Origin of the sequence: Metabacillus sediminilitoris, assembly GCF_009720625.1 — a bacterium.
Classification (GTDB): domain Bacteria; phylum Bacillota; class Bacilli; order Bacillales; family Bacillaceae; genus Metabacillus; species Metabacillus sediminilitoris.
This window is the reverse complement of the sequence record NZ_CP046266.1, coordinates 3141578-3164155: the sequence shown is the minus strand read 5'-3', so window position 1 is coordinate 3164155 and position 22578 is coordinate 3141578. Positions and strand designations below refer to the sequence as shown.

20 protein-coding genes and 2 riboswitches are annotated in these 22578 nt (G+C 35.1%); of the genes, 11 read left to right on the top strand and 9 right to left on the bottom strand.

What is annotated here, in order from left to right; translation table 11 throughout:
• Positions 1–118: 118 nt before the first annotated feature.
• Positions 119–460: a DUF3905 domain-containing protein gene (locus tag GMB29_RS14980; protein WP_136356682.1), complete on the bottom strand. Its 342-nt coding sequence runs from the start codon at positions 458–460 to the stop codon at positions 119–121.
• A 365-nt stretch (positions 461–825) separates the two neighbouring features.
• Here GMB29_RS14980 and GMB29_RS14975 point away from each other — a divergent pair, with 365 nt between their 5' ends.
• The 3 genes from GMB29_RS14975 to GMB29_RS27050 all read left to right on the top strand — a co-directional run bounded on the left by GMB29_RS14975 (position 826) and on the right by GMB29_RS27050 (position 1385).
• Positions 826–966 carry a hypothetical protein gene (locus tag GMB29_RS14975; RefSeq protein ID WP_168733920.1) on the top strand — a complete coding sequence of 47 codons (141 nt, stop codon included), beginning with the start codon at positions 826–828 and terminating at the stop codon, positions 964–966.
• Positions 967–1050: 84 nt separating this feature from the next.
• Positions 1051–1203 (top strand): hypothetical protein, encoded by a 153-nt coding sequence (locus GMB29_RS27055; protein ID WP_168733919.1) that lies wholly within the window; start codon positions 1051–1053, stop codon positions 1201–1203.
• Positions 1204–1208: 5 nt separating this feature from the next.
• A complete protein-coding gene (locus GMB29_RS27050) occupies positions 1209–1385 on the top strand; it encodes a hypothetical protein (RefSeq protein ID WP_168733918.1) in 177 nt (58 codons plus the stop codon).
• Positions 1386–1415: 30 nt separating this feature from the next.
• Here the strand turns inward: GMB29_RS27050 and GMB29_RS14970 are convergent, their stop codons facing one another.
• A complete protein-coding gene (locus GMB29_RS14970) occupies positions 1416–3182 on the bottom strand; it encodes a B12-binding domain-containing radical SAM protein (protein WP_136356681.1) in 1767 nt (588 codons plus the stop codon).
• Between the two features lie 441 nt (positions 3183–3623).
• A complete protein-coding gene (locus tag GMB29_RS14965; RefSeq protein WP_136356679.1) occupies positions 3624–4640 on the bottom strand; it encodes an acyltransferase family protein in 1017 nt (338 codons plus the stop codon).
• Between the two features lie 547 nt (positions 4641–5187).
• Here GMB29_RS14965 and GMB29_RS14960 point away from each other — a divergent pair.
• Positions 5188–7371: a PAS domain S-box protein gene (locus GMB29_RS14960; protein ID WP_319941365.1), complete on the top strand. Its 2184-nt coding sequence runs from the start codon at positions 5188–5190 to the stop codon at positions 7369–7371.
• A 291-nt stretch (positions 7372–7662) separates the two neighbouring features.
• On the opposite strand, the gene mtnA is transcribed toward GMB29_RS14960, so the two are convergent.
• From mtnA to GMB29_RS14945, 3 genes are all read right to left on the bottom strand, one after another.
• On the bottom strand, positions 7663–8715 hold the full coding sequence (gene mtnA / locus GMB29_RS14955) for an S-methyl-5-thioribose-1-phosphate isomerase (RefSeq protein ID WP_136356677.1): 1053 nt from the start codon (positions 8713–8715) through the stop codon (positions 7663–7665).
• Positions 8716–8752: 37 nt separating this feature from the next.
• A complete protein-coding gene (mtnK, locus tag GMB29_RS14950; protein WP_136356675.1) occupies positions 8753–9946 on the bottom strand; it encodes an S-methyl-5-thioribose kinase in 1194 nt (397 codons plus the stop codon).
• A gap of 247 nt (positions 9947–10193) precedes the next feature.
• Positions 10194–10344: riboswitch (SAM riboswitch) on the bottom strand.
• A gap of 135 nt (positions 10345–10479) precedes the next feature.
• The gene (locus tag GMB29_RS14945) at positions 10480–11268 is read right to left on the bottom strand and encodes a carbon-nitrogen family hydrolase (protein WP_136356673.1); all 789 of its coding nucleotides are present in this window, start codon (positions 11266–11268) and stop codon (positions 10480–10482) included.
• Positions 11269–11374: 106 nt separating this feature from the next.
• Between GMB29_RS14945 and GMB29_RS14940 the strand changes: the two genes are divergently transcribed.
• The 5 genes from GMB29_RS14940 (at position 11375) to GMB29_RS14920 (ending at position 16071) form a co-directional block, all read left to right on the top strand.
• Complete coding sequence (locus GMB29_RS14940; RefSeq protein ID WP_136356671.1) at positions 11375–12550, top strand: pyridoxal phosphate-dependent aminotransferase; 1176 nt, start codon at positions 11375–11377, stop codon at positions 12548–12550.
• Between the two features lie 75 nt (positions 12551–12625).
• A riboswitch (SAM riboswitch) is annotated at positions 12626–12732 on the top strand.
• Positions 12733–12918: 186 nt separating this feature from the next.
• A complete protein-coding gene (gene mtnW / locus GMB29_RS14935) occupies positions 12919–14160 on the top strand; it encodes a 2,3-diketo-5-methylthiopentyl-1-phosphate enolase (protein WP_136356669.1) in 1242 nt (413 codons plus the stop codon).
• Positions 14157–14822 (top strand): 2-hydroxy-3-keto-5-methylthiopentenyl-1-phosphate phosphatase, encoded by a 666-nt coding sequence (locus GMB29_RS14930; RefSeq protein WP_136356667.1) that lies wholly within the window; start codon positions 14157–14159, stop codon positions 14820–14822. The genes mtnW and GMB29_RS14930 overlap by 4 nt, the downstream gene beginning before the upstream one ends.
• Positions 14819–15439 carry a methylthioribulose 1-phosphate dehydratase gene (locus GMB29_RS14925; RefSeq protein ID WP_136356665.1) on the top strand — a complete coding sequence of 207 codons (621 nt, stop codon included), beginning with the start codon at positions 14819–14821 and terminating at the stop codon, positions 15437–15439. Before GMB29_RS14930 ends, GMB29_RS14925 begins: the two co-directional genes overlap by 4 nt.
• Positions 15440–15537: 98 nt before the next feature.
• Positions 15538–16071: a 1,2-dihydroxy-3-keto-5-methylthiopentene dioxygenase gene (locus GMB29_RS14920; RefSeq protein ID WP_136356663.1), complete on the top strand. Its 534-nt coding sequence runs from the start codon at positions 15538–15540 to the stop codon at positions 16069–16071.
• 289 nt (positions 16072–16360) lie between these two features.
• Here the strand turns inward: GMB29_RS14920 and abc-f are convergent, their stop codons facing one another.
• Both abc-f and GMB29_RS14910 read right to left on the bottom strand, forming a co-directional pair.
• Positions 16361–18064, bottom strand: a complete 1704-nt coding sequence (gene abc-f / locus GMB29_RS14915; protein WP_136356661.1) for a ribosomal protection-like ABC-F family protein — start codon at positions 18062–18064, stop codon at positions 16361–16363.
• A 368-nt stretch (positions 18065–18432) separates the two neighbouring features.
• The gene (locus GMB29_RS14910) at positions 18433–19218 is read right to left on the bottom strand and encodes a divergent polysaccharide deacetylase family protein (protein WP_406600268.1); all 786 of its coding nucleotides are present in this window, start codon (positions 19216–19218) and stop codon (positions 18433–18435) included.
• Between the two features lie 322 nt (positions 19219–19540).
• Here GMB29_RS14910 and GMB29_RS14905 point away from each other — a divergent pair, with 322 nt between their 5' ends.
• Positions 19541–19792 carry an aspartyl-phosphate phosphatase Spo0E family protein gene (locus GMB29_RS14905; protein WP_136356659.1) on the top strand — a complete coding sequence of 84 codons (252 nt, stop codon included), beginning with the start codon at positions 19541–19543 and terminating at the stop codon, positions 19790–19792.
• A 254-nt stretch (positions 19793–20046) separates the two neighbouring features.
• Here GMB29_RS14905 and GMB29_RS14900 read toward each other — a convergent pair whose 3' ends face one another.
• Entirely contained in the window at positions 20047–20778 is a 732-nt protein-coding gene (locus tag GMB29_RS14900; RefSeq protein ID WP_136356657.1) for a ZIP family metal transporter, read from the bottom strand.
• A gap of 224 nt (positions 20779–21002) precedes the next feature.
• Here GMB29_RS14900 and GMB29_RS14895 point away from each other — a divergent pair, with 224 nt between their 5' ends.
• Complete coding sequence (locus GMB29_RS14895; RefSeq protein ID WP_136356655.1) at positions 21003–22565, top strand: bifunctional metallophosphatase/5'-nucleotidase; 1563 nt, start codon at positions 21003–21005, stop codon at positions 22563–22565.
• The last annotated feature ends 13 nt before the right edge of the window (positions 22566–22578 follow it).

Sequence of the window (22578 nt, the reverse complement as noted above, 5' to 3'; positions counted from 1 at the left end):
GAGCTGGCAATTAACTTGCCAGCTTTTTTCAATTACAAGAGTAAGTACGCAGATACCTTTACTTCTTGCTTTAGCTATTTTTGAAAGCTGTATATCTGTATGTTTCCTTTCCTTGTGATCAATCACTACTATAGCTTACGTCTTTATCTGGATGTGTAAAAGGGACACCATTTGGTTTTTTCTTTGATTCAATCAGCTCTCTGTTTTCTGCAGTATTCCAACCGATATCATTCGTAGGATGGACCCATTGATCACCTGACATTATCGCTGGATCAACTTCATCACTCCACCTATTTAATGGTGATTCCTCAGAATCATAATAACTATCACCAATAACCACTCCATACTCATTAACAAAAGGGTCTTTCATTTTAATCCCTGTATCTTTCCATGAAGGAGAATTGATTTGGTGCGGCATTGTTTCATTGATTGAAATATTCATTTTTTTGTGTTTAGGCATTTTAACACCCTCTCTATATTGTTTTATTTCATGGCTGTTTTCGCATACTTTGTTGCTACTTACCAAGTAATGCGGTGTGGTTGATTTCAGCGAGAGATGCACGATGACCGCGGGGCGGGCGGTGAGCCTCCTCGGCGTAAACGCCTGCATGAGTCTCACCTGTCCCGCTACTCTAAGCAGGAGTCTCGCAATCTGCTCCAATCAACCTTAAATAGTTTTCGTTTTAAAAACAACAATCTTTACGAAAAGAGTCTATTTCATTAACTGTCTCCGGAGTAGTACAATATGCTTCCGCTTTTCTTTATTGTTCCCGCACATATTTTGATTATGAAATTGAAAAAGTAAAGGAGAAGGCAGGTGAGATGATGGAAAAGAAAAGAGACTTTCCAGTTGCACAATTATCGGAAACACAGATTGATACACTTGTTCAAATGGAAGCAAAACTTCGCCAGGAAACAGGTGAGGATATCGTCCTTATCGCATACGAACATATGGATAAATCATGATACCAATTAGTACCTATAGTAAAGAAGCTTTATATTGGAAAAGGTAAGAAAGTATCAACTATAAAAACTTCGGGGTGAATCATAATGAAAAGAAAAGCAGCGAGAAATCAAGCAATTAAACATAATTTTACACCAACTGAAAGCCTGCCTGATGCTGAATTTGCAGAAATTAATGATGATCAGGATCCAATGAAGGGCGCCAACCGCAATTCAAAACATGGGAAACAAGGGAAATAAATAAGATGACAAAAAAACATTTGAAAAGTAAGGACATGCAAAATCATAAAATACCTACATCTAAAGACTTGCTCAAAGAAGAATTTGGACATGAACTTGGCGACGTAAATGCGGCGAAACTTTATGAAACAATTGAAGGTAATAAAAGCAAAGGGAAAAAAGAAGGAAAAAAACGTAAATAAATAAAAAAGTGAGAGAATGATCTCTCACTTTTAGCTTACTTTTGAATCAATTTCACTACTGAAAGCGGAATAAACAGTTGTTTTCAATTGGATTGGATCATAATGAACAAGGATAAATGAATCTTCCTCAATCATTTGGCCAGTTTTTAAATAATGATTAATATTAAATGGCAGTGATTCTACAATTGTATGCTTAAATAAATCTTTTTCTGTTAATTGCTTACTTGCAAATTTATTTCCTAGAATGAGTGGATTATCTAAAATCGAACGGTAAATTTTACTTCTTTCTTGTTTTGATAACATATCATCCCACCATGGCTTACGTGGTTTATATTTTTGATTTCGCAAATAGTCATATTTCATAAATCCACTTACAATACGTAAGTCTTCATTTTTTTCAACCTCGAGGAAATCATAAAGATGCTTGTAGAGATCTTCCAACTGGTGGCCAATTCTCGTCCAACCCTTTTGATCCCAGAATGTACCGAAATCTTGAAAGAAATCAAAAGGTGTAGAAAACACTCTGGATACAAGGTATTCAATCGTTTCATCCATACGATGATCATTCCAAAACTTTTCTAGTACATCTTCAACCTGTTTAATCTTAATCATATCTTCAAACGAAAGGACATTGTTTTTTAAGATTTCATATGGTGAATGGTCCATATAAACATAACCGTGATCTTCTGCACGTAAGCGGAGCCCTGTGCCTCTTAACATTTTTAAGAAACCTAGTTGCAGTTCTTCCGGACGCAGCTCGAAGACATCATTAAATGTTTTCTTAAAGGAATGATAGTCTTCTTCAGGAAGACCAGCGATCAAATCCAAATGCTGGTCAATTTTTTGTCCTTCTTTTACCATTGTTACGGTTCTAGTCAGTTTCGTAAAGTTTTGCTTTCTCATGACAAGTTCATTTGTTAAGTCATTTGTAGACTGAACACCAATTTCAAAGCGGAATAAGCCTTTCGGTGCATGATCGTTTAAAAATTGAATAACTTCAGGTCTCATAATATCAGCTGTTATTTCAAATTGAAAAACAACGCCTGGTTTGTGTTCGTCTATTAGAAATTGAAACATTTCCATTGCATAACTTCGGCTGATATTAAATGTACGATCAACGAATTTAATCGTTTTCGCCCCATTATCCATTAAAAAGCGAATATCTTCTTTTACTTTTTCCCGATCAAAGTAACGAACCCCTACTTCAATAGAAGATAAGCAAAATTGACAGCTAAATGGACATCCGCGACTTGTCTCGATGTACGTAACACGTTTTGAAAGGTGTGGAAGATCCTCTTTAAAGTGAAATGGAGATGGTAACTCCTTTAAGTCGACTTTGTTTCGTTGCGGTTTGATCTGTACAGAATCATTTTCACGATAGGCAATTCCGCTAACTTCAGCAAAATTTCGATCACCATGTATTTCATCTAATAATTGTTTAAATGACTGTTCTCCCTCACCAATAATAATAAAATCGACTTCTGGTATTTTTTCCATCCATTCTCTTGTATCATAGGTAACTTCTGGTCCACCTAGAACAATCAATAAAGAAGGATTGATTTTTTTTAGCATTTTAATAACTTTAATCGTTTCTTCGATATTCCAAATATAACAACTAAATCCAAGAATTTCTGGCTTTTTAGTGTGCAAGTCTGTCACAATGTTCATCGGTGGGTCTTTAATTGTATATTCAGCAAGCTCAATGTCATAATCATGTTCTGCATATGCTTTTAAATAACGAATGGATAGGCTTGTATGGATATATTTTGCATTTAACGTTGATAATACTGTTTTCATTTATATTAACACCACTTCTTACAAGATTTTATTAAGATCGTTGCATTATTTCGTGCATTCAATTGTTTATTGTATCATAATTACGCAAAAAATCGTACTTGTGTTATTGGACAACAAACCAGTGTTTGGAAAAAAGAAATAAAGGGGATTAATCCCATTCTTAGCAGACAGAAGCATCGCCTCAAGGTTTTGGAGAATGAATGGAGGTGGGAACGATCAGGCTTGGACAGGTCGCGACCATGTCAGGAGAAGTAACAGAAGTGGTGTTCTAAGCTAATAAGTCTCGCTATCCAACAATAGGGGATAATAAAAAAAACCCCCAATATGGGAGTTATGCTTTATACCATTCTTTACAGGCAGTATATCTTAACTCAAGTTATTGGGAAGTAAAATAAGAATGGTTATGGGTAAAACTGCTTGTAATGATCAATAAGTTTCGCTCTATCTCATGCTCTTCTCTGTAAAGTTCCTTACATAATAATTAAAAGTAGATGTTCGTAGTTCTATAAGAGGCTGTGTGACTGCCTTTACAAGTTTCGATGACAAAGTTGAAGTCATCAGGATTGTTAAAATGATGATGAGGGCAAGACTTTGATAATCCTTCATCCAATCTAGAATTTCACTATTTCTCATGTACTGAATTATAAACCCATGGAGTAAATAGACGTAGAAGGTTCGCGTACCCCATTCAGTATAAAACGAATGCTTTTTCGGTATGAATGATAAAAAGCTTATAGACGTAATAAGTGTTAAGCTATAAAAACCTAATCGAATGACAGCACTTAGTATGGAAGGTTCGCCAAAATGTGAATATGGCTTCGATCCAAATAGCCATTCATAATCAAATTCCAAAAATGCATAGGAAACAAAAGTCACCAATAACAATACAAACGAGATTGCTTTCACATAATGTTTTGTAATGATATCAAAGTGTTTACGGTTTAAATAAAAGCCTACTAAAAACAATGGGAAGAAGACGAAAGTTCGAGAAAGGCTTAAATAATTACTGATAAATTCAAAATAGCCTGCTGCGAGTCCAATTGAAAAAGCGAGCAACAATGCCCATTTTGTGTCAAACTTCGTTACCGCAAAAAGCAGGATATTCCAAAAGAACAAGCTGACCAAGAACCATAGTGACCAATGAGGATCTAAGGGATCAAGCACCATTTCACCTTTATTTTCAATAAAATAATAATAGACAGAGTAAATTCCCTGAAATATGAGATACGGTAAAATTAATTTTTTGGCAATCTTTTTAACATAGCCTTTTTTTCTAAAACTCTTTGCAAAATATCCAGAGATTAAGATAAACGCTGGCATATGAAAAGTATAAACAAATTTGTAAACATTCATTAAAAATGGACTGTCATCAATAAACGAACGAATGATATGTCCAAATACAACTAACAGTATTAAAAAGAATTTTGCATTATCAAAATAACTATCACGATTTTTCATGAGTTCACCTTTTTCTAGATTTTATAACAACAGTAAATTCTTCTCTTTAATACCCCGCTATGGCCGTTACTAAACGATGATACGTTTAAAAACATAAAAATATAAGGGATGTAACGAAAGTGTAATCGTAATGTAAGAATTATATAGAAAGATAAATAGACTAAAACAGAGACCTTGATTCACTTCTGCTAAAGTTAGTCTGAGCCTATTTTACAAAAAGTTTACGGACTAGTTAGTGAGGTGTTGTCTTAACTAGACGGAAGTCATCACCAATAAAAAATTTTCAATCACCGAAGATAGGTGATAGATAGAACTGCCTGAAACGAGCTGACGATGGATTGTAGTCCAAGTCAGGAAAAGGGCACAGGATGTTGCTTTCTGTGTGTGATAAGTCATGCAGCATTATAAATAGAACCCATATCTATAATAGTTATTTTTTATAAAAAGTAAAACAATTTTTGATTCATTTTGACGTTTAATGAAGGACAATGGCTGAGCATGTAGAATATTTGAGTAGTAAAGATTGTGGTAATTAGGGGTGAAAAGATTGAAGAAAACGATGGAGGTAAACGAAATCGTTGCGCTCAAAGAACAATTAGCTAGGGTCAAAACTGAAAATGAACTACTTAAATCACAGCTTATTCAACATGAAAATATACTAGAAGGCGCACTGGACGGTGTAGCAATTTTAGATGAACATATGAAATTTATTGATGTTAATTCTGCGGCTTGTCGAATGTTTCAGTTAACAAAAGTAGAACTATGTAAAAGAAGTCTTTTTGATTTTCTTTCTCTCATACCTAAATATAAAATCAACAAATTTTTTGATGAATTATCTATGAATGAAACAAAGGAGAAAGAACTGGCCATTAAGTTAGAAAATGGCGAAATAAAATTCCTTGAGATTTCATTACGAAAACAAGCAATTAATGGATATGATCTTGCAATGCTTAAGGATATCTCGTTTAAGAAAAAACTTGAACGTGAACGAACAATTAATGAATGGCTTTTTAAAGATTTGTTTTATCGGGCAGCCGATGGAATTGTTCTATTTGATGAGCATGGGGCGTTTATAGAGGCAAATGAATCCTTTTGTTCCATCTTTGAAATAAATCAAACAGAATTAAATTCGTATGTACTCGAAGATTTTATATCAAAGCAAAATAATGATAAGATCAAAAAATTATGGAATGTACTTAAGGAAAATGGGAGTGCAACAAGAGAATTTCCGGTTGTTTTAAATAATGGCGTTAAGAAAATTTTTGAATTTACAACGACTTCAAATATCGTAGATGGCTTACATATGGCAATTGTGAGGGACATAACCGAAAAGCGTTCAATGGAATTGAAGCTATACAAAAGTGAAGAACGGTTTAGGGAAGTATTTGAAAATGCAATCGATGCCATTATGATTTGGAAAAACAATGGACAAATTATCAAGGCGAATCATGCTGCAAGCAGAACATTTGAATTATCTGAAGAAGAACTTATGACAAGAAATGTCTTAGATTTTATTGATCAAACATCTCCTAGCTTTGCCAAGGTAAAAAGGGAGTACATGGAAACAGGTGCGATTCGAGAAGAGTTACTTTTTCATATGCCAAATGGACAAAACAAAGAGCTTGAATTTACTTCTAAAATGAATATATTGGAAAAACATCATTTAACGATCTTCCGAAATGTAAGCGAACGAAAACATATGGTAAAGGTCCTTCAGGAAAGTGAACAAAAATTTCGTAAAATATTTGATGGGGCAATGGATGGCATCGTTTTATTTAATAATTCGTATGAAATGATTGATGCAAACCCATCAGCAAGAAAGATTTTAAATTTATTATCCGATGATCTGAAATCCTTTAAACTTTTTGAACTATTATTTTCTGGTATGAGGCAGGATGAAATTGATCCAAATGATTGGGAAGAGAAATTACAAGAAATCTCGTATACATTTGAAAATGGCGAAGAAAAAACTTTAGAATTTACCTTGAAAAATAATATTAATGAGAATATGAATCTAGCAGTACTTCGGGATGTCACAGAAAAAAGAGAGTTAGAGGAGCAGCTTAGAAAATCTGATACATTAAATGTTGTTGGTGAACTTGCAGCAGGAATCGCTCATGAAATACGAAACCCAATGACTGCATTAAAAGGCTTTATTCAACTATTAGAGGGTAGTATAAAGGATGACTATTCCTTGTATTTTAATGTCATAACATCAGAATTAAATAGAATAGAATCCATTATTACTGAATTTTTAATATTAGCTAGACCTCAAGCAATTCAATATTTAAAGAAAGATATTGGCACGATTATGAAGGAAACCATCGATCTACTAAACGGGCAAGCAATACTAGTAAATGTACAAATGGAACTATATTTAGAACAAGAATTACCATTAATCTATTGTGAGCCAAATCAATTAAAGCAAGTGTTTATTAATATTTTAAAAAATGCGATTGAGGTCATGCCAAAAGGCGGACAAATTGATGTTAAGATTAAGAGGAAAGATGAAAAACATCTCATTGTTTCCATTATTGATAGAGGCCTGGGTATTCCTGAAGATAAGATTAAAAGGTTAGGTCAGCCATTTTATACGACAAAGGAACGTGGCACAGGTCTTGGCTTGATGGTTAGTTACAAAATAATTGAAGAGCATAAAGGAATCGTAGAGGTTGAAAGTGAAGTCGGCAGTGGCACTGCCTTCCATATTACACTCCCGATTAATCACTAAGTGGTTGAAAAAAGATGAATACTTGTCACATTTTTGTCTGCAAAACATACTATTTGAGTAAGGGAAAAATGTTGCGCATGGTAAAGAAAGGGGCAAAGTATATGTTGTTTAAAAATCGTCCTACAAAGATTTACTTATATGCTTCTATATGTTCTAAACTTCATATTCTTACGGAAGCTGAAAAAAACAGTTTAATGAAAAAGACGAAATCCTTTTAGTGTAATCATGTCAGATCTGTAGAAAAAAACCTTAGTCAAGAGTAGACTAAGGTTTTTTCTTTGGAATAAAGGATTAAGCAGAGAATAATTTAGAAATTTCTTTTTGATAGTCATTAGATAAAATTCCTTTTTCAGTAATAATCCCAGAGATTAAGTGATTAGGGGTCACATCGAATGCAGGATTGAATACTTTAACACCTTCTGGAGCAACACGAATACCGTTTAATTCTGTCACTTCTTCTGGATTACGTTCCTCGATCGGAATTAGGTCACCATTTTCAATCATAGGATCAAATGTAGATAATGGTGCTGCAACGTAAAAAGGAATGTTAAATGCTTTTGCTAAAAGAGCTAAATTAAATGTCCCAATTTTATTAGCAGTATCACCATTAGCTGCAATTCGATCAGCACCAACTATAATGGCGGAAATGTTTTTTGATTTAATCGTATGTGCTGCCATATTGTCAGTAATTAGAGTCACATCAATCCCTGCTTGCATGAGCTCCCATGTTGTTAAACGTGCTCCTTGTAGAACTGGACGGGTTTCACATGCATATACACTTAAGTTAACGTTTTTTTCCTTTGCTAGGTAAAATGGAGCTAATGCTGTTCCGTATTTAGCTGTAGCAATAGACCCTGCATTACAAATGGTCATCACGCGATCGCCTTTCTGAAACACAGATAGAGCATGTTCACCAATTAAACGACATACCTCTTCATCCTCAATTTGAATTTGGATTGCTTCATGGACGATTGTTGTCTTCGCTTCATTAATGGATTGAACGTTAGAAATACTATTTACAAGTCGATCTAATGCCCATACTAGATTAACTGCAGTTGGTCGAGAGCTTGCTAAATAATCTCTGTTTTTCTTGATGTTTCGTTGAAAGTCAACAATGGTTTCAGATATATCCTGTAATGCTGATAATGCGAGGCCAAATGCCGCTGTGATACCGATTGCAGGGGCACCTCTTACCTTCAAGGATTGAATTGCTTCCCAAACGTCTTTTATCGTAGTTAATTCAAGGTATTCCGTTACGTGCGGAATTTTTTGCTGATTTAATAGTGAGATAGATTCCTCATTCCAGATAACAGAACGGGGAATCGCTAAATTTGTCGATGCCATGAAGATTAAACTCCTTTTTACTAATATTAAATGATAATTAATTGCTTACCGTTTGCTTTACATATTCCTTGAATTGACAAGGATTTTTGATCGCTTTTTGATTTTTAATAAGCTCGCTGCCTACTGATAAAGCAAGCTGCTTAGTAGAGATTTTTTTGTCAAATGGTTGTAATGTATCAAGATCTGCGACATGTGCAAGACCAATTGTGCGACGGATGATTTCACATCCGGCAAAGCCGACTGCTTCTTCGAAAATTTCTGACAATACATCCTCTAAATAGCCTTCTGTTTTAGCAAATATTTCTGCAGCATCATTTTTCCATGCTTTTGAAAATTCTTTAACAAATACATTCCATGTTGTTTCAATATGAGTAAATAAGACTTCTTGATTTTCAGCATTACGAGAAAAGGCATTTAAAAGGAAGTTTCCAAATACCTGACCAACATCGAAGCCGATTGGACCAAAATAAGCAAATTCTGGATCAATGACTTTTGTTTCGTTTTCATCTGCAAAAATACTTCCTGTATGTAAATCACCATGAAGTAGTGCTTCTGCTTTGGTTAGGAATTTTTGTTTTAGCTTTGCAACAGCTAATTTTAACTCTTGATCCTGCCAAATGCGTTCAACATCTTGACCAAGTTCTTGTTCAAAGTTATTTGTATCGTGGTTAAAGAACGGATCTGTGAAAACAAGATCTTCCGTAATTTTACATAGATCTGGGTTAATAAACTGCTTCACTAATGATTTTTTAAAATGTTGATTTACGGCATAATCTGATGTGTAAAATAATGTTTTTGCTAGAAATTCTCCAATATGTGTTGAGAGCAAAGGCAATTCTTTTCCTTCAATTAGAGCAGCACGGGCGATTTGGAGATGTGATAAGTCTTCCATAATGGTTATGGCTAGCTGTTCATCTGTATAATAAACCTTTGGTACAAATTGTGGCACAAATTCACTTTGTTTTAATAAGGCATGTGCTTCAATACGTGCTCTGTCTAATGTTAATGGCCAGCTTTCCCCTACGACTTTTGCATATGGAAGTGCTTGTTTAATGATTATTCCGTTTCCATTATCAGTATCTGTAATCTTAAAGACAAGATTTAAATTTCCATCACCAATTTCTTTACATGTTAAGTTGCTATTTTCTGTAAAAAGCTGCAGGCGTTTTGCTAAAGCGATAGCTTCGCTTTCAGTTAATGGTTTGTAAATAGATGATTTGACAGTACTCATAGTAATAACCTCCAAAAAATAATGTCCTCATGTAAGAAGATAATAGTATTTTTGATTTAGATCAGATGTGACATGAAAGCATCAGCAGTTAAGCTCGTGACATGACGGTCCAGTGCAATTAATGCGAGAAATCGTCATATATAGTAGGCAGATCAAAGAACTAATGCTTTATTTCTTTGGAGGCTTTTCTTTGGAAATAAGAAAAGCCTCTTTCGGATGAAAGAGGCTTGAAGACTTAGCTTCGCACCTCTTATCTGTCAGAAAGGAATGTCTTTCTGATGGAATTAGCACCGTGCCAATTGGAAGTCTTCGTGAATAAACACTTAGTTTCCAATGTTGATATGGTCGGTTGCTGCGGCGTCATTGGGCCAAGTCCCTCTGCCAACTCTTGATAAGAGATTATATCGTTCTGAAATGAAAGTAATGCTTTGTATATTCCGTAATTTCAGAACATTTTAGATTTTAAGAATAATAGAACCTTGATTAGCATGTTATCAATGATTATTTAGTGTTGTCAATAAAAAATTTAGAAATCAATCATAAAATTCTGGCAATCGGTCTGCGAATACTGGAATTTGATTTCGTACTTTTTTCACTGTTTTAACATCAATTTCGGCAGTTATGGATCCAGCTGTTTCATCAGCCTCAGCGATTACCGTTCCCCAAGGATCGATGATCATCGAATGTCCGGCAAATTCATTATTAGGGTCTAAACCTGCACGATTACAAGCAACAACATAACATTGATTTTCAATGGCACGGCTAATTAGTAGTGTCCTCCAATGATGTAGTCTTGGCAAAGGCCATTCAGCCACAACAAATAGAATTTCTGCTCCTTGTGTCATATGTGCGCGAATCCATTCAGGAAATCGAATGTCATAGCAAATGACACCAGCACTGTTCACACCATCAATTTTAAATAATCCTTTTTTATTTCCAGCCGCTAAATAATGGTGTTCATCCATCAATTTGAATAGGTGAAGTTTGCTATATTCATGAACAACCTCACCTTGATTATTGATGATGTACATTGTGTTCGTTACGCTTTCGTACGTTTTTTTAGCAACAGAGCCGCCAACAATGCTTACTTTATATTTTTTTGCTAGTTTACTTAGAAATTGTTTTGTTGTTTTTCCTTCATCATCAGCAATTTCATCAAGTCTCGTCAGGTCATAGCCTGTTGTCCAAAGCTCTGGGAGGACAATAATCGTTGGATTTTGACTTTCAACAGCAGAAGCAATTTTTTCTTCTACTTGCAAATAGTTACTGGCTGGATCGCCAAATTTAATATCGAGCTGTATACATGTAATGATAGGTTTCAATCAATTCACACCCTCATTTATAAAATTTTTACTTTACAAGTTGGTTCTAACAATATATGATTTGTGACTAGAATTTCAAGAATTTTTTGAGAAGGTGTTGTAAAAAATGAAAACATTTGAGCAATCACATTTACTAAATACATTACCTAAACAGTTTTTTGCAAATTTAGTAGCAAAAGTTAATAAAATTGTTGAACAAGGTTATGATGTCATCAACTTAGGTCAAGGTAACCCTGATCAGCCTACACCAAAACATATTATCGAGGCTATGCAGAAAGCAGTTGAAAACCCAGAATATCATAAATATTCCCCATTTCGGGGACAACAGTTTTTGAAGGAAGCGATCGCAACGTTTTATGAAAGGGAATATAGTGTGAAAATCGATCCTGCTAAAGAAGTTGCCATTCTATTTGGAGGAAAGGCTGGACTTGTAGAGGTACCACAATGCTTGTTAAATCCAGGCGATGTTATCCTTGTTCCAGATCCCGGTTACCCTGATTATTGGTCAGGTGTTGAGCTGGCACGTGCAAAAATGGAAATGATGCCACTTGAACGTGAAAATCAATTTTTGCCTGATTATAATCGCTTACCGGAGGATGTCGTCGCAAAAGCAAAAGCTATGTTTTTAAACTATCCAAATAATCCAACAGGTGCAACAGCAACATCAGAATTCTTCCAGGAAACTGTGGAGTTCGCTACTCAAAATGACATTTGTGTCGTTCATGATTTTGCCTATGGTGCGATTGGCTTTGATGGAAAACGCCCAATAAGCTTTCTAGAAACTGAAGGTGCAAAGGAGACAGGGATTGAAATTTATACATTCTCAAAAACCTTTAATATGGCTGGATGGAGAATTGGTTTTGCGGTCGGAAATCCTTCGGTTATTGAGGCGCTGAATCTTTTACAGGATCACATGTATGTAAGTGTCTTTAGTGCCATACAAGAAGCCGCTGCACATGCATTATTAAGTCCTCAAACATGTGTAGAAGAACTTAATGCCCTTTATGAATCACGAAGAAATGTTTTGATACATGCTTTTCGTGAAATTGGCTGGGATGTTACAGCTCCAGCAGGTTCGTTTTTTGCGTGGCTGCCAGTTCCTAAGGAGTTTGCATCGTCACAGGCTTTTTCTGATTATATGTTGGAAAAAGCGCATGTTGTGATGGCACCTGGAAACGGTTTTGGAGATTATGGGGAAGGGTACGTAAGATTAGGTTTGTTGACTTCTGAAGAAAGATTAGTAGAAGCGGCAAAGCGTATTAAAGCGTTAAACTTATTTTAAAATAATTGTTATTGACAAAAAAAATAGGATCTGTCATAATTCATATAAATTTCAAAAAACTTTATGAACGTTTCGTTCTTATCAAGAGCAGGTGGAGGGACTAGCCCTATGAAGCCCGGCAACCGACTTACCTTTGGGTAAGCACGGTGCTAATTCTTGCAGCATTCGCTGATAGATAAGGAGATATGCTTGTTGCACATGCATGGTACAGCCCCTTCGATCTATTAGTGTCGGAGGGGCTTTTTCTTTGTGAAAAAATGTTAAATAGATAATGATATATATTGATTAGAAATGATAGAATAAATACGAATAATATGTGAGAACATTCAGAAAACGTAAATGATTTACAAAAGAAAGAAGGTTTTAATGTGAGTGATGTAATTGCAACTTATCTCGTTCATGATGCAAAAGGTGATTTACATAAAAAGGCAGAAGGGATTGCGTTAGGATTAACTGTCGGCTCATGGACAGATCTTCCTTTGCTCGAGCAAGAGCAATTAAAAGCCCATAAAGGCCGCGTAATTGAAGTAACAGAACTAGAAGAGTGTGAAAAGACGAATCACTATTTAGGAAAGAAAGTAACGAAAGGCAAAATTAAAATTGCCTATCCTAGCTTAAATTATAGTCATGATCTTCCTGCTATTTTAACAACCGTTTTTGGTAAGCTTTCACTTGATGGGGAAGTAAAATTAATTGACCTAGAGTTTTCAGAAGAAGTGAAATCTTCATTCCCTGGTCCATCATTTGGTGTTGGTGGAATTCGTGAAACATTAGGTGTATATGACCGCCCATTACTCATGAGCATTTTTAAAGGGGTAATCGGGAGAGATCTTACGTATTTAAAAGATCAATTAGAACAGCAAGTTTTAGGCGGAGTTGATCTTGTTAAAGACGATGAAATTCTCTTTGATAATCTACTAACACCTTTTGAAAAACGAATACGAACTGGAAAAGAAATTTTACAACATGTATTTGATGAAACTGGTCATAAAGCTTTATATGCAGTCAATTTAACAGGAAAAACATATGACTTAAAGAATAAAGCAAAACGAGCAGTAGAACTTGGTGCAAATGTCCTGCTGTTTAACGTGTTTGCATATGGTCTTGATGTGTTACAAAGCTTAGCAGAAGATAAGGAAATTTCGATTCCAATCATGGCACATCCTGCCGTAAGCGGAGCAACAACAGCTTCAAGCCTATACGGTTTTTCAAGCTCACTCTTGTTAGGTAAGCTGTTACGATTAGCTGGTGCTGATTTTTCATTATTTCCATCACCGTATGGAAGTGTTGCATTGGAGCGCGATGTAGCGCTGGGTATTGCAGAAAATTGTCTAATGGAAGACTCGATTAAACAATCATTTCCAGTACCTTCTGCAGGTATTCACCCAGGTCTTGTACCATTGCTTATCCAAGACTTCGGGATCGACTCTGTTATAAATGCAGGCGGTGGTGTTCACGGTCATCCAAATGGAGCAATTGGCGGAGGGCGTGCATTCCGTGCAGCAATTAATGCCACATTATCTGGAATTTCCTTAAAACAAGCTGCAGAGTCTGACGAAAATTTAAAACTTGCGATTGAACTATGGGGAGCCAAAGAGGTGCACAAATGACAAATAGCGTAATCATTTGTGATTTTGACGGCACAATCACCGAGACAGATAATATCATTGCGATCATGAAAAAATTTGCACCACCTGAGTGGGTTGAGCTTAAAAATGGCGTGTTATCTCAGGCTGTTTCAATTCGTGAAGGTGTTGGTAAGATGTTTCAATTACTGCCATCTTCAGCAAAAAATGAAATTGTCGACTATATTCTACATCATGCAGAAATTCGGTCGGGATTTCATGATTTTGTTCGATATACAAAAGAGAAAAATATCCCTTTATATATTGTTAGCGGGGGGATTGACTTCTTTGTCTATCCGTTGCTTGAAGGATTAATTGATAAGGATAAGATTTATTGCAACAAAGCAGACTTTACGAACGAAAAGATTAAAATTGGCTGGCCGCATAGCTGTGATCATACATGTGAAAATGATTGCGGCTGCTGCAAACCATCTATTATTAGACAACTGACAAATAGTAACCAGCGTAAAATAGTCATAGGTGACTCCATTACTGATTTACAAGCTGCAAAGCTTGCAGACTTTGTCATCGCAAGAGATTTATTATTAGACAAAAGTATCGAATTACATTTGCCTCATAAACCATTTACGACCTTTTATGATGTGATTGACGTGTTGGAAAGTCTAGAGCAGGAGGTACAAGCATGAGCCTAAAGGAATCTAGATGGGAAGAGCTTGCTGATATTAAACGAGTGTTAGCAAAAAGAGATTGGTTTCCTGGTACAAGTGGAAATTTAGCCATTAAGGTTGATCAACAGCCGCTAACCTTTCTCGTAACAGCAAGTGGTAAAGATAAAACAAAAGAATCGAACGAGGATTTTTTACTTGTTGACAAAGACGGGAAACCTGTTGAAAATACTCATTTAAAGCCATCGGCAGAAACTCTTTTACATGTTGAGGTTTATAATAAAACAAATGCGGGCTGCAGTCTTCATGTTCATACAATTGATAATAATGTGATCTCAGAGCTATATGGTGATAAGGGCAGAATAACCTTTAAAGGGCAAGAAATCATTAAAGCTTATGGACTATGGGAAGAAGATGCGGAATTTACAATCCCGATCATTCACAATCATGCATATATTCCAAAATTGGCAGCAGAATTTGGAGAATATGTGAAAGAGGATGCTGGTGCGGTTTTAATAAGAAATCATGGAATAACGGTTTGGGGAAGAAATGCACTTGAAGCAAAAAAATATTTAGAGGCAAGTGAATTTCTATTTTCATATCATTTAAAATTATTAGCTTATCAATCTATAAAATAAATTAAGGTCCGTGATAATCAGCTAAATACACATATTTAGGCTGTTTCTAATAAATAATTAAAACTATAAAAAAGAGCAAAAAATGAGGAGGAAAAATCATGGCACACATTCATTTTCAAGCAACTGGACAAAGAATCACAAATCAAGAGGAAGTTGCAAGCTTTCTTGCTGATCAAGAGGTTATTTACGAGCAATGGGATATTACGAAGTTACCAGAAAATCTTCAAGAGAATTACAATCTAAGCGATGAAGAAAAAAATGAAATCCTAGAAATTTTTAAAGCGGAAATAGCAGATATTTCTGAGCGTCGCGGCTATAAAGCACAAGATATCATTTCATTATCTGATAGCACACCGAATTTAGATCAATTATTAACAAACTTCCAACAAGAACACCACCATACAGATGATGAAGTACGTTTTATTGTGAGTGGACATGGCGTATTTGTTATCCAAGCAAAAGATGGCCAGTTTTTTGATGTTGAATTAAGCCCGGGAGATTTAATCTCAGTTCCAGAGAATACAAGACATTATTTCACTTTAATGGAAGATCGAAAAGTAGTAGCTATTCGAATTTTCGTTACGACTGAAGGCTGGGTACCAGTGTATGATAAAGCGGAATTAAACGCATAAAAAACAATAAAAGGCGAGGTTAAACAGAATGATTCATCTGTTGCACCTCGTTTTTTATTGTTAATGAAAACTTGTTATATACATTTGATAAAGGCTTTTTTCTATGAGATTGTTGCTTAACAACGAAAACTAGTTGATTGGAGCAGATTGCGAGACTCCTGCAGGCGTTTACTCCGAGGAGGATCACCGCCCGCCCCGCTAAAAAGCGAGCATCCTCTCACTGCAATCAACAAAACCGCATTACTTGGTAAATAGCAACAAAGTTTGCGAAAACAGACTTGATAAAAATCTAATTTTTCTTTTGTTGCTTTAATAATTCTTGTTTTCGCTTTGCCAACAAATTAAATCGTGCATCAAGCTCCATGTATTTTTCTGAGTGGGTTGTTAAAAAACTTAATTCACCAAGTACCGCAGATATTTCAGTATTGACACGTAATAGCTCTTCTTCTACTTCATGCCTTTTTGGCTTGGATTGCTGTACTTTTTTTAACTCATACTGTTCGAGATTCATCTCAAAACGCTTTATTTCGGATTGATCGATAACAAGCAATTTATCACAAAGCTTATTCATAAAATAATAATCATGTGACACAATGATAATCGTACCTGCAAACTTACTTAATGTTTCTTCTAATTGTTCCCGACTCGCTAAATCTAAATGGTTTGTTGGTTCATCCAAAATTAATAAGTCATACTCATTAATTAGCATATTCGTCAATTTGATTCGGGTACGTTCACCTAAACTTAGTGTCCCAATCGGTTGATTTAATTTCGCCGCATTCATCCCCATGTTCGCAAGCGTCGTTCTTGCTTGAAAAAGTTTTTCTTGTTCGGAAAGATGTAAAGCCTCGATAGCTGTTTGAGCTATTGGCATATCAGCAACATCTTGACTTAAATAAGCGGTTTTTTGCCCGGAACTCATTGAGATTTCACCTTGAGTTAAAGATTCATTCCCTAATAAAATGTTCAGTAATGTCGTTTTTCCAGAACCATTTGGACCAATGATCCCAATTCTTTCGCCACTATTTATATAAAAATGGCTATTTTTAAAGAGAATTCGATCAGAAAACATTTTTGTTATGTTATTTGCTTCAACTGCTCTTTTGCCACGTTTCTGATTTGCCTCAAATTGAAAACGAACTTTTTTCTCTTCAATCGGTTTTTCTAATTTATTTTTTTCAAGTTCTTGATGTAATCGTTTAAGCTTTGATTTGATTGCTTTATCACGTTTTTTTGCTTTTACGCCATGGTATTCTTTCATACCTTCTTGCTCTCTCATTGTATGATGTGCTTTCCCAGCCCATTGCTTTAGTTGTGAGATTTGACCCTCAACCTGTTCTTTATATTTTTGTTGGACTTGATATTGATGAGATTGCTCCTCATACCGTTTTTTCTTTTCATCGCGATATTCAGAATAATTCCCATTGTAAATCACTAGTTTTCCTTGTTCTAATTCAAATATTTTTGTCACCGTTTTATCAAGAAAATAACGATCATGGGAGATAATGATAACAGATCCTTTAAACTCTTTAAGTTGATTCACTAACCAATTGACTCCATGTAAATCAAGATGGTTAGTTGGTTCATCTAAAATTAAAATGTCAGGGGGTGCAGACCAAATTTGTGCTAAAGCAATTTTTAACTTTTCACCACCACTTAATTGTAAAAAACGTTCTTCTTTCCAAGAATGTACTTTATTTAATCCCAACTCACTTGCTATTTCTAAGAAGTCGGAAGTTATCGTCTTATAATCATTTACAAAGTAATCAACAGATTGTAGCAAGTAACCAACTTTTAGTTCATCTCTTCTTGTGATTGTTCCTTCATCTGGTACGATATCACCATGAATGATATTTGCTAATGTTGTCTTTCCGGCTCCGTTTATTCCTACGAGTCCAATTTTGTCGTGTTCATTTATTTCAAATGAAAGTTGATCTAAAATTTGTTTATCACCAAAATGTTTTTTTATCTTACGTACTTGAATCATTGTCATAAAAAATACACCTCACCATTCTTATGAAAGAGAGGTTTCAATAAAAAAACCTCTCTATACCTAGAGAGGTTTCGTTTGCCACATCATACACAAATAGATATAGAAACAAATAGTTGTGTTCCTTCATCATTTTGAAAAATCACATAAAATTTGCTTATAGATGTATATGTTGAAGAATGGGCATACTAATCCAATTTCTCTAGGTTTAAATTATTCAATAAGTTGAATATTCTTGCCTGCGAAAAAAAAGATTAGAACTTCATTGCTTCAACATTCACCCTTCCGATCAGTTATTTACATTTATTATATGAAGGAATGGGGGAAAATGCAAATGTTTATTAAAAGCCATTCTAAACATAACAACATGTTTACTGTATATCAGTAACTTCCTCAGGATCAACGAATAATTCCGATAATCTGACTGCTGTCGCTTTTTGTTTAACAAGCGGAACATATTGTTTTAGGACAGATGCTGTTTTCTCTCCAGCGATACCAACATGTCCAATTGCAATGATTTCATTATCCTTATCTATTTTATTCATCAGAAGATTTGCCTGTTTTACAATATGACTTGTTGTGTACTGCTCATCAAAGAAAAGTTCATTTTCTAAAAAAGGAATCTCTAATTGATTCGCAAGAGTTGAGACAACACTTTTACTAGTTGTTTTGCTATCTAAATAATAAAGTCCTCTTTCTTTACACACTTCTAAGATAGTTCTCATCACTCGTTCATCAGCAGTTACTTTTGATCCCATATGATTATTCATTCCTACTGCATGTGGTACATCATCAATCGCTGCATTCACGCGTTTTCTTATTTCTGCATTAGTTAAATCGGTCGTAATTGCACCTGGACCTAACCAGCTTTTTTTTCCATGCAAAGGTTCCATAGGAAGGTGAACAATCACCTCATGTCCTTTATTATATGCTAGTTTTGCATCCTTTTCTGTTGTAGAGAGAAAGGGCATGACAGCGACAGTAAGGGGAATTGGTAGTGACAATATTTCGTCTGTCCCTTTCATACCATTACCAAAATCATCAATCACAATGGCGACATGTTTTTGAATGTTGGTTGATTCGGTTGTTTTTGCAAGTGATTCTAATGGCATGAATGTCAAAAAGAGGAGATTCAATATTAAAATAGTTTTAAACATATGTTTTTTTCTCCTTCGTATGTCAGGTTTCACTTATTTTGACCAGCAAGGAAAAAATCATGTGTTATGTACATGTTTATTCATTCATTTTTTTACTAATATTTGAAAAAAAGTAGTTTATACTAAAAAAGTTGTGGGAATAGATAGAGTAATGTTAAGTAAATAGTAATTTTTTCAAGAAATTGTCATAATTACAGTTGCTAAGTTTGTCTAAAATTGCGAATCTATTTACAAACTTAGCAAAATCTGTAATACTTCACAAAGGATATTGTTATTTGTATAGTTAACAAATCATTTTTTGTAGAACGGGGAGGGGCTCTCGATGAACCATGATCGATTAAAAGCAAAACTTCTTGAGAAAATTAACAATAAAAGAGAAGAAATGATAGAGATTGCAATTAAAGAAGGATATACAAGTGAAATGGCAGTAAATTGCAGTCAAGATTTGGACATGCTTCTTAATGAGTATCAACTCATATTAATAGAAGAAAAAGCAATGGCAGCACGCCCGTTATATGATTTAGTGCACTCAATGAAAATGTGGAATATAGGGGACAGCGTTCATTATAGTTAAAAAAAGTCAGGTCATTATCCTCGATAAAGACCTGACTTTTTTCGTTCGATAATTTGTATAGGTTGTAATCGCCTCTACATGATATTTACTAGAGCATGTTATGGCAGGGTCAAGGCGCATACGCTTTTCAAGGATGTCTTGCTCCAGCGCCTAGCTCCTCGAGGTCATAAGCCACGTATGAAATGTAGGTAAAGAACACCTTCATTTCATTCGCGTCTTATGAATGTCAGGGCTGAACAGGCGCTTCCACTTTTCTAGAAACTATTAATTAAAATAATCATAAAAAGAATTCCTATAATAAATGAATATGTCGCAATGCGCTCGTTGCCATCTCCATGGCTTTCTGGGATAAGTTCTTTATAAATGATAAACAGCATTGCACCAGCAGCAAACGATAGTCCGTATGGAACAAGGAAGCTTAAATAGCTTGTTAAGTAAAAGCCAAGTAAGGAAGCGACAATTTCAACTGCACCAGTTGCGGTAGCAATTAAGAAGGCTTTTCCTTTCCCGATACTTTGATTTATTAAAAATAAAGCAACTAAAAATCCCTCTGGTGCATTTTGTAATCCAATTGCAAAAGCGATTAAATTTCCAGTTTCAGATACATCTGATGCATAACTTACGCCTACGGATAACCCTTCAGGAATATTATGCAGTGTAATAGCGGCAACAATTAGCATCGCTTTTTCATCAAATTGAATGCCACTTTTTGTGTGTTCTAAATCAATATGCGGGATCGCTTTTTCTAATGTTGTTAAAATAAGCACTCCCAAAAATAAGCCAATTGTTACTTCAAGTATTCCTCCAAATTTTAATGACTCAGGTATTAGTCCTAACATTGCGGCAGTCATCATAATTCCTGCTGAGAATGCTAAAAGGATATCACGCCACCTATGTGTAATTGACCCTTGCAAAAACAGTATTGGAATGGCTCCTAATCCTGTTGACAGTGCAGATAATATACTTCCGATTAAAACTCCAGACATTTAGGCTTACTCCTCCTGAAATGATCCACCTTTTATCTAAAAATTCTTACTTAAAAATATTATAGCGGAAAAAACAAGTTTTGAAACAATGTATAACAATTACTATGCTTAAATTTAGTGAAGAATGATTAGAAGCATGGTTTTTTATCTTCATTTCCTTGTTGTTTACAACAATGTGTTTGTGTAAGATTAATTTCAAGAAGTGAAAATTGAGGCGGTGTAATATGACAACGGTTAAGCTTACGATTTTACAAACTTCAGATATACATGGGAACATTTTTCCACATGATTATAGTACTAGTACAAACCATGCTTGTGGATTAGGGAAAATCTCGACGATCATAAAAAATGAGCGGAAGAAAAATAACCAATTAATCCTAATTGATAATGGCGACCTTCTTCAAGGAACACCTCTAACATTTCATCATGTAAAAAAGAACAAAGATAAGAATAATCCGATGATAACCGTGTTAAATACATTAAAGTATGATGCAGCAGTAATCGGTAATCATGAATTCAATTACGGACTGTCAGTGTTACAAAAAGCTGTTCAGCAATCGTGTTTCCCGTGGCTTTCAGCAAATATTCTTACGAACAAGACAAAGTCACCATTATTCGGTAGGCCTTATATCATAAAAAATATCCAAGACATTAAAATAGCTATATTAGGAATTACGACACATTACATACCAAATTGGGAAGATCCAAGACATATTGCTGATATTATATTTCAAGATGCATTTGAAAGTGCAAAGAAATGGGTAGATTATATCAAAAAGGTAGAGAAGCCTGATGTTATGATTGTATCCTATCATGGTGGAATTGAATGTGATGTTTTGACAGAGGAACCTACAGAAGAACACACTGGAGAAAATCAAGCATATCAGATTTGCCAGCAGATTGAAGGCATAGATGTCTTATTTACAGGACATCAGCATCGCGCCATTACTGCCACAATAAATGGCGTTGTTGTCATTCAACCTAGTTTTAACGGTAAAGCCTTAGGGAAAGTAGAAATAATCATTAATAAAGAACAAAAGAAAACGATTGTTGAGAAAAAAGCATCATTACTCTTAGCTGATCAGGTAGGAACTGACGATGAAATACTCTCATTGGTTATGGAAGATGAACGACAAACACAAGAGTGGCTTGATCAACCAATCGGAGAAGTCATTGGAGACATGACAATACACGATGGTTTTAGCCTCAGATTAAAAGAACATCCAATGATTGAATTCATTAATAAAGTACAAATGGATACCGCAGGTGTAACGATCTCTGCAACAGCACTTTTTCATAGCGATTCACCTGGGTTTCCAAAACAGATCACAATGAGGGATATCGTGGCTAATTATATTTATCCAAATACTCTTAAAGTGATACGAATAAGTGGTAAGGATATGAAAGATGCGTTAGAACAATCTGCTTCATATTTTATATTGAAAGATGGAATAGTAGATATTAATCCCGAATTCTCTGTGCCAAAGCCACAGCATTATAACTATGATATGTGGGAAGGGATCGAGTATACAATTGATTTAACGAAACCGGCGGGCTCTCGTATTGTGAACCTAACAAAAAACGGTGTAGAACTTTTGATGGATGCTTATTTTGATGTCGTCATGAATAATTACCGAGCAGGTGGCGGCGGTGGTTATCAAATGTTTAAAGGAAAACCTGTCGTAAAAGAAATTCCAATTGATATGTCAGAGTTAATGGCTGAGTACATTATGAAGCGGAAAACGATAAAAGCTGAAGTGAATCATAATTGGAAAATCATTTGGTAAATGGTAGATTGAT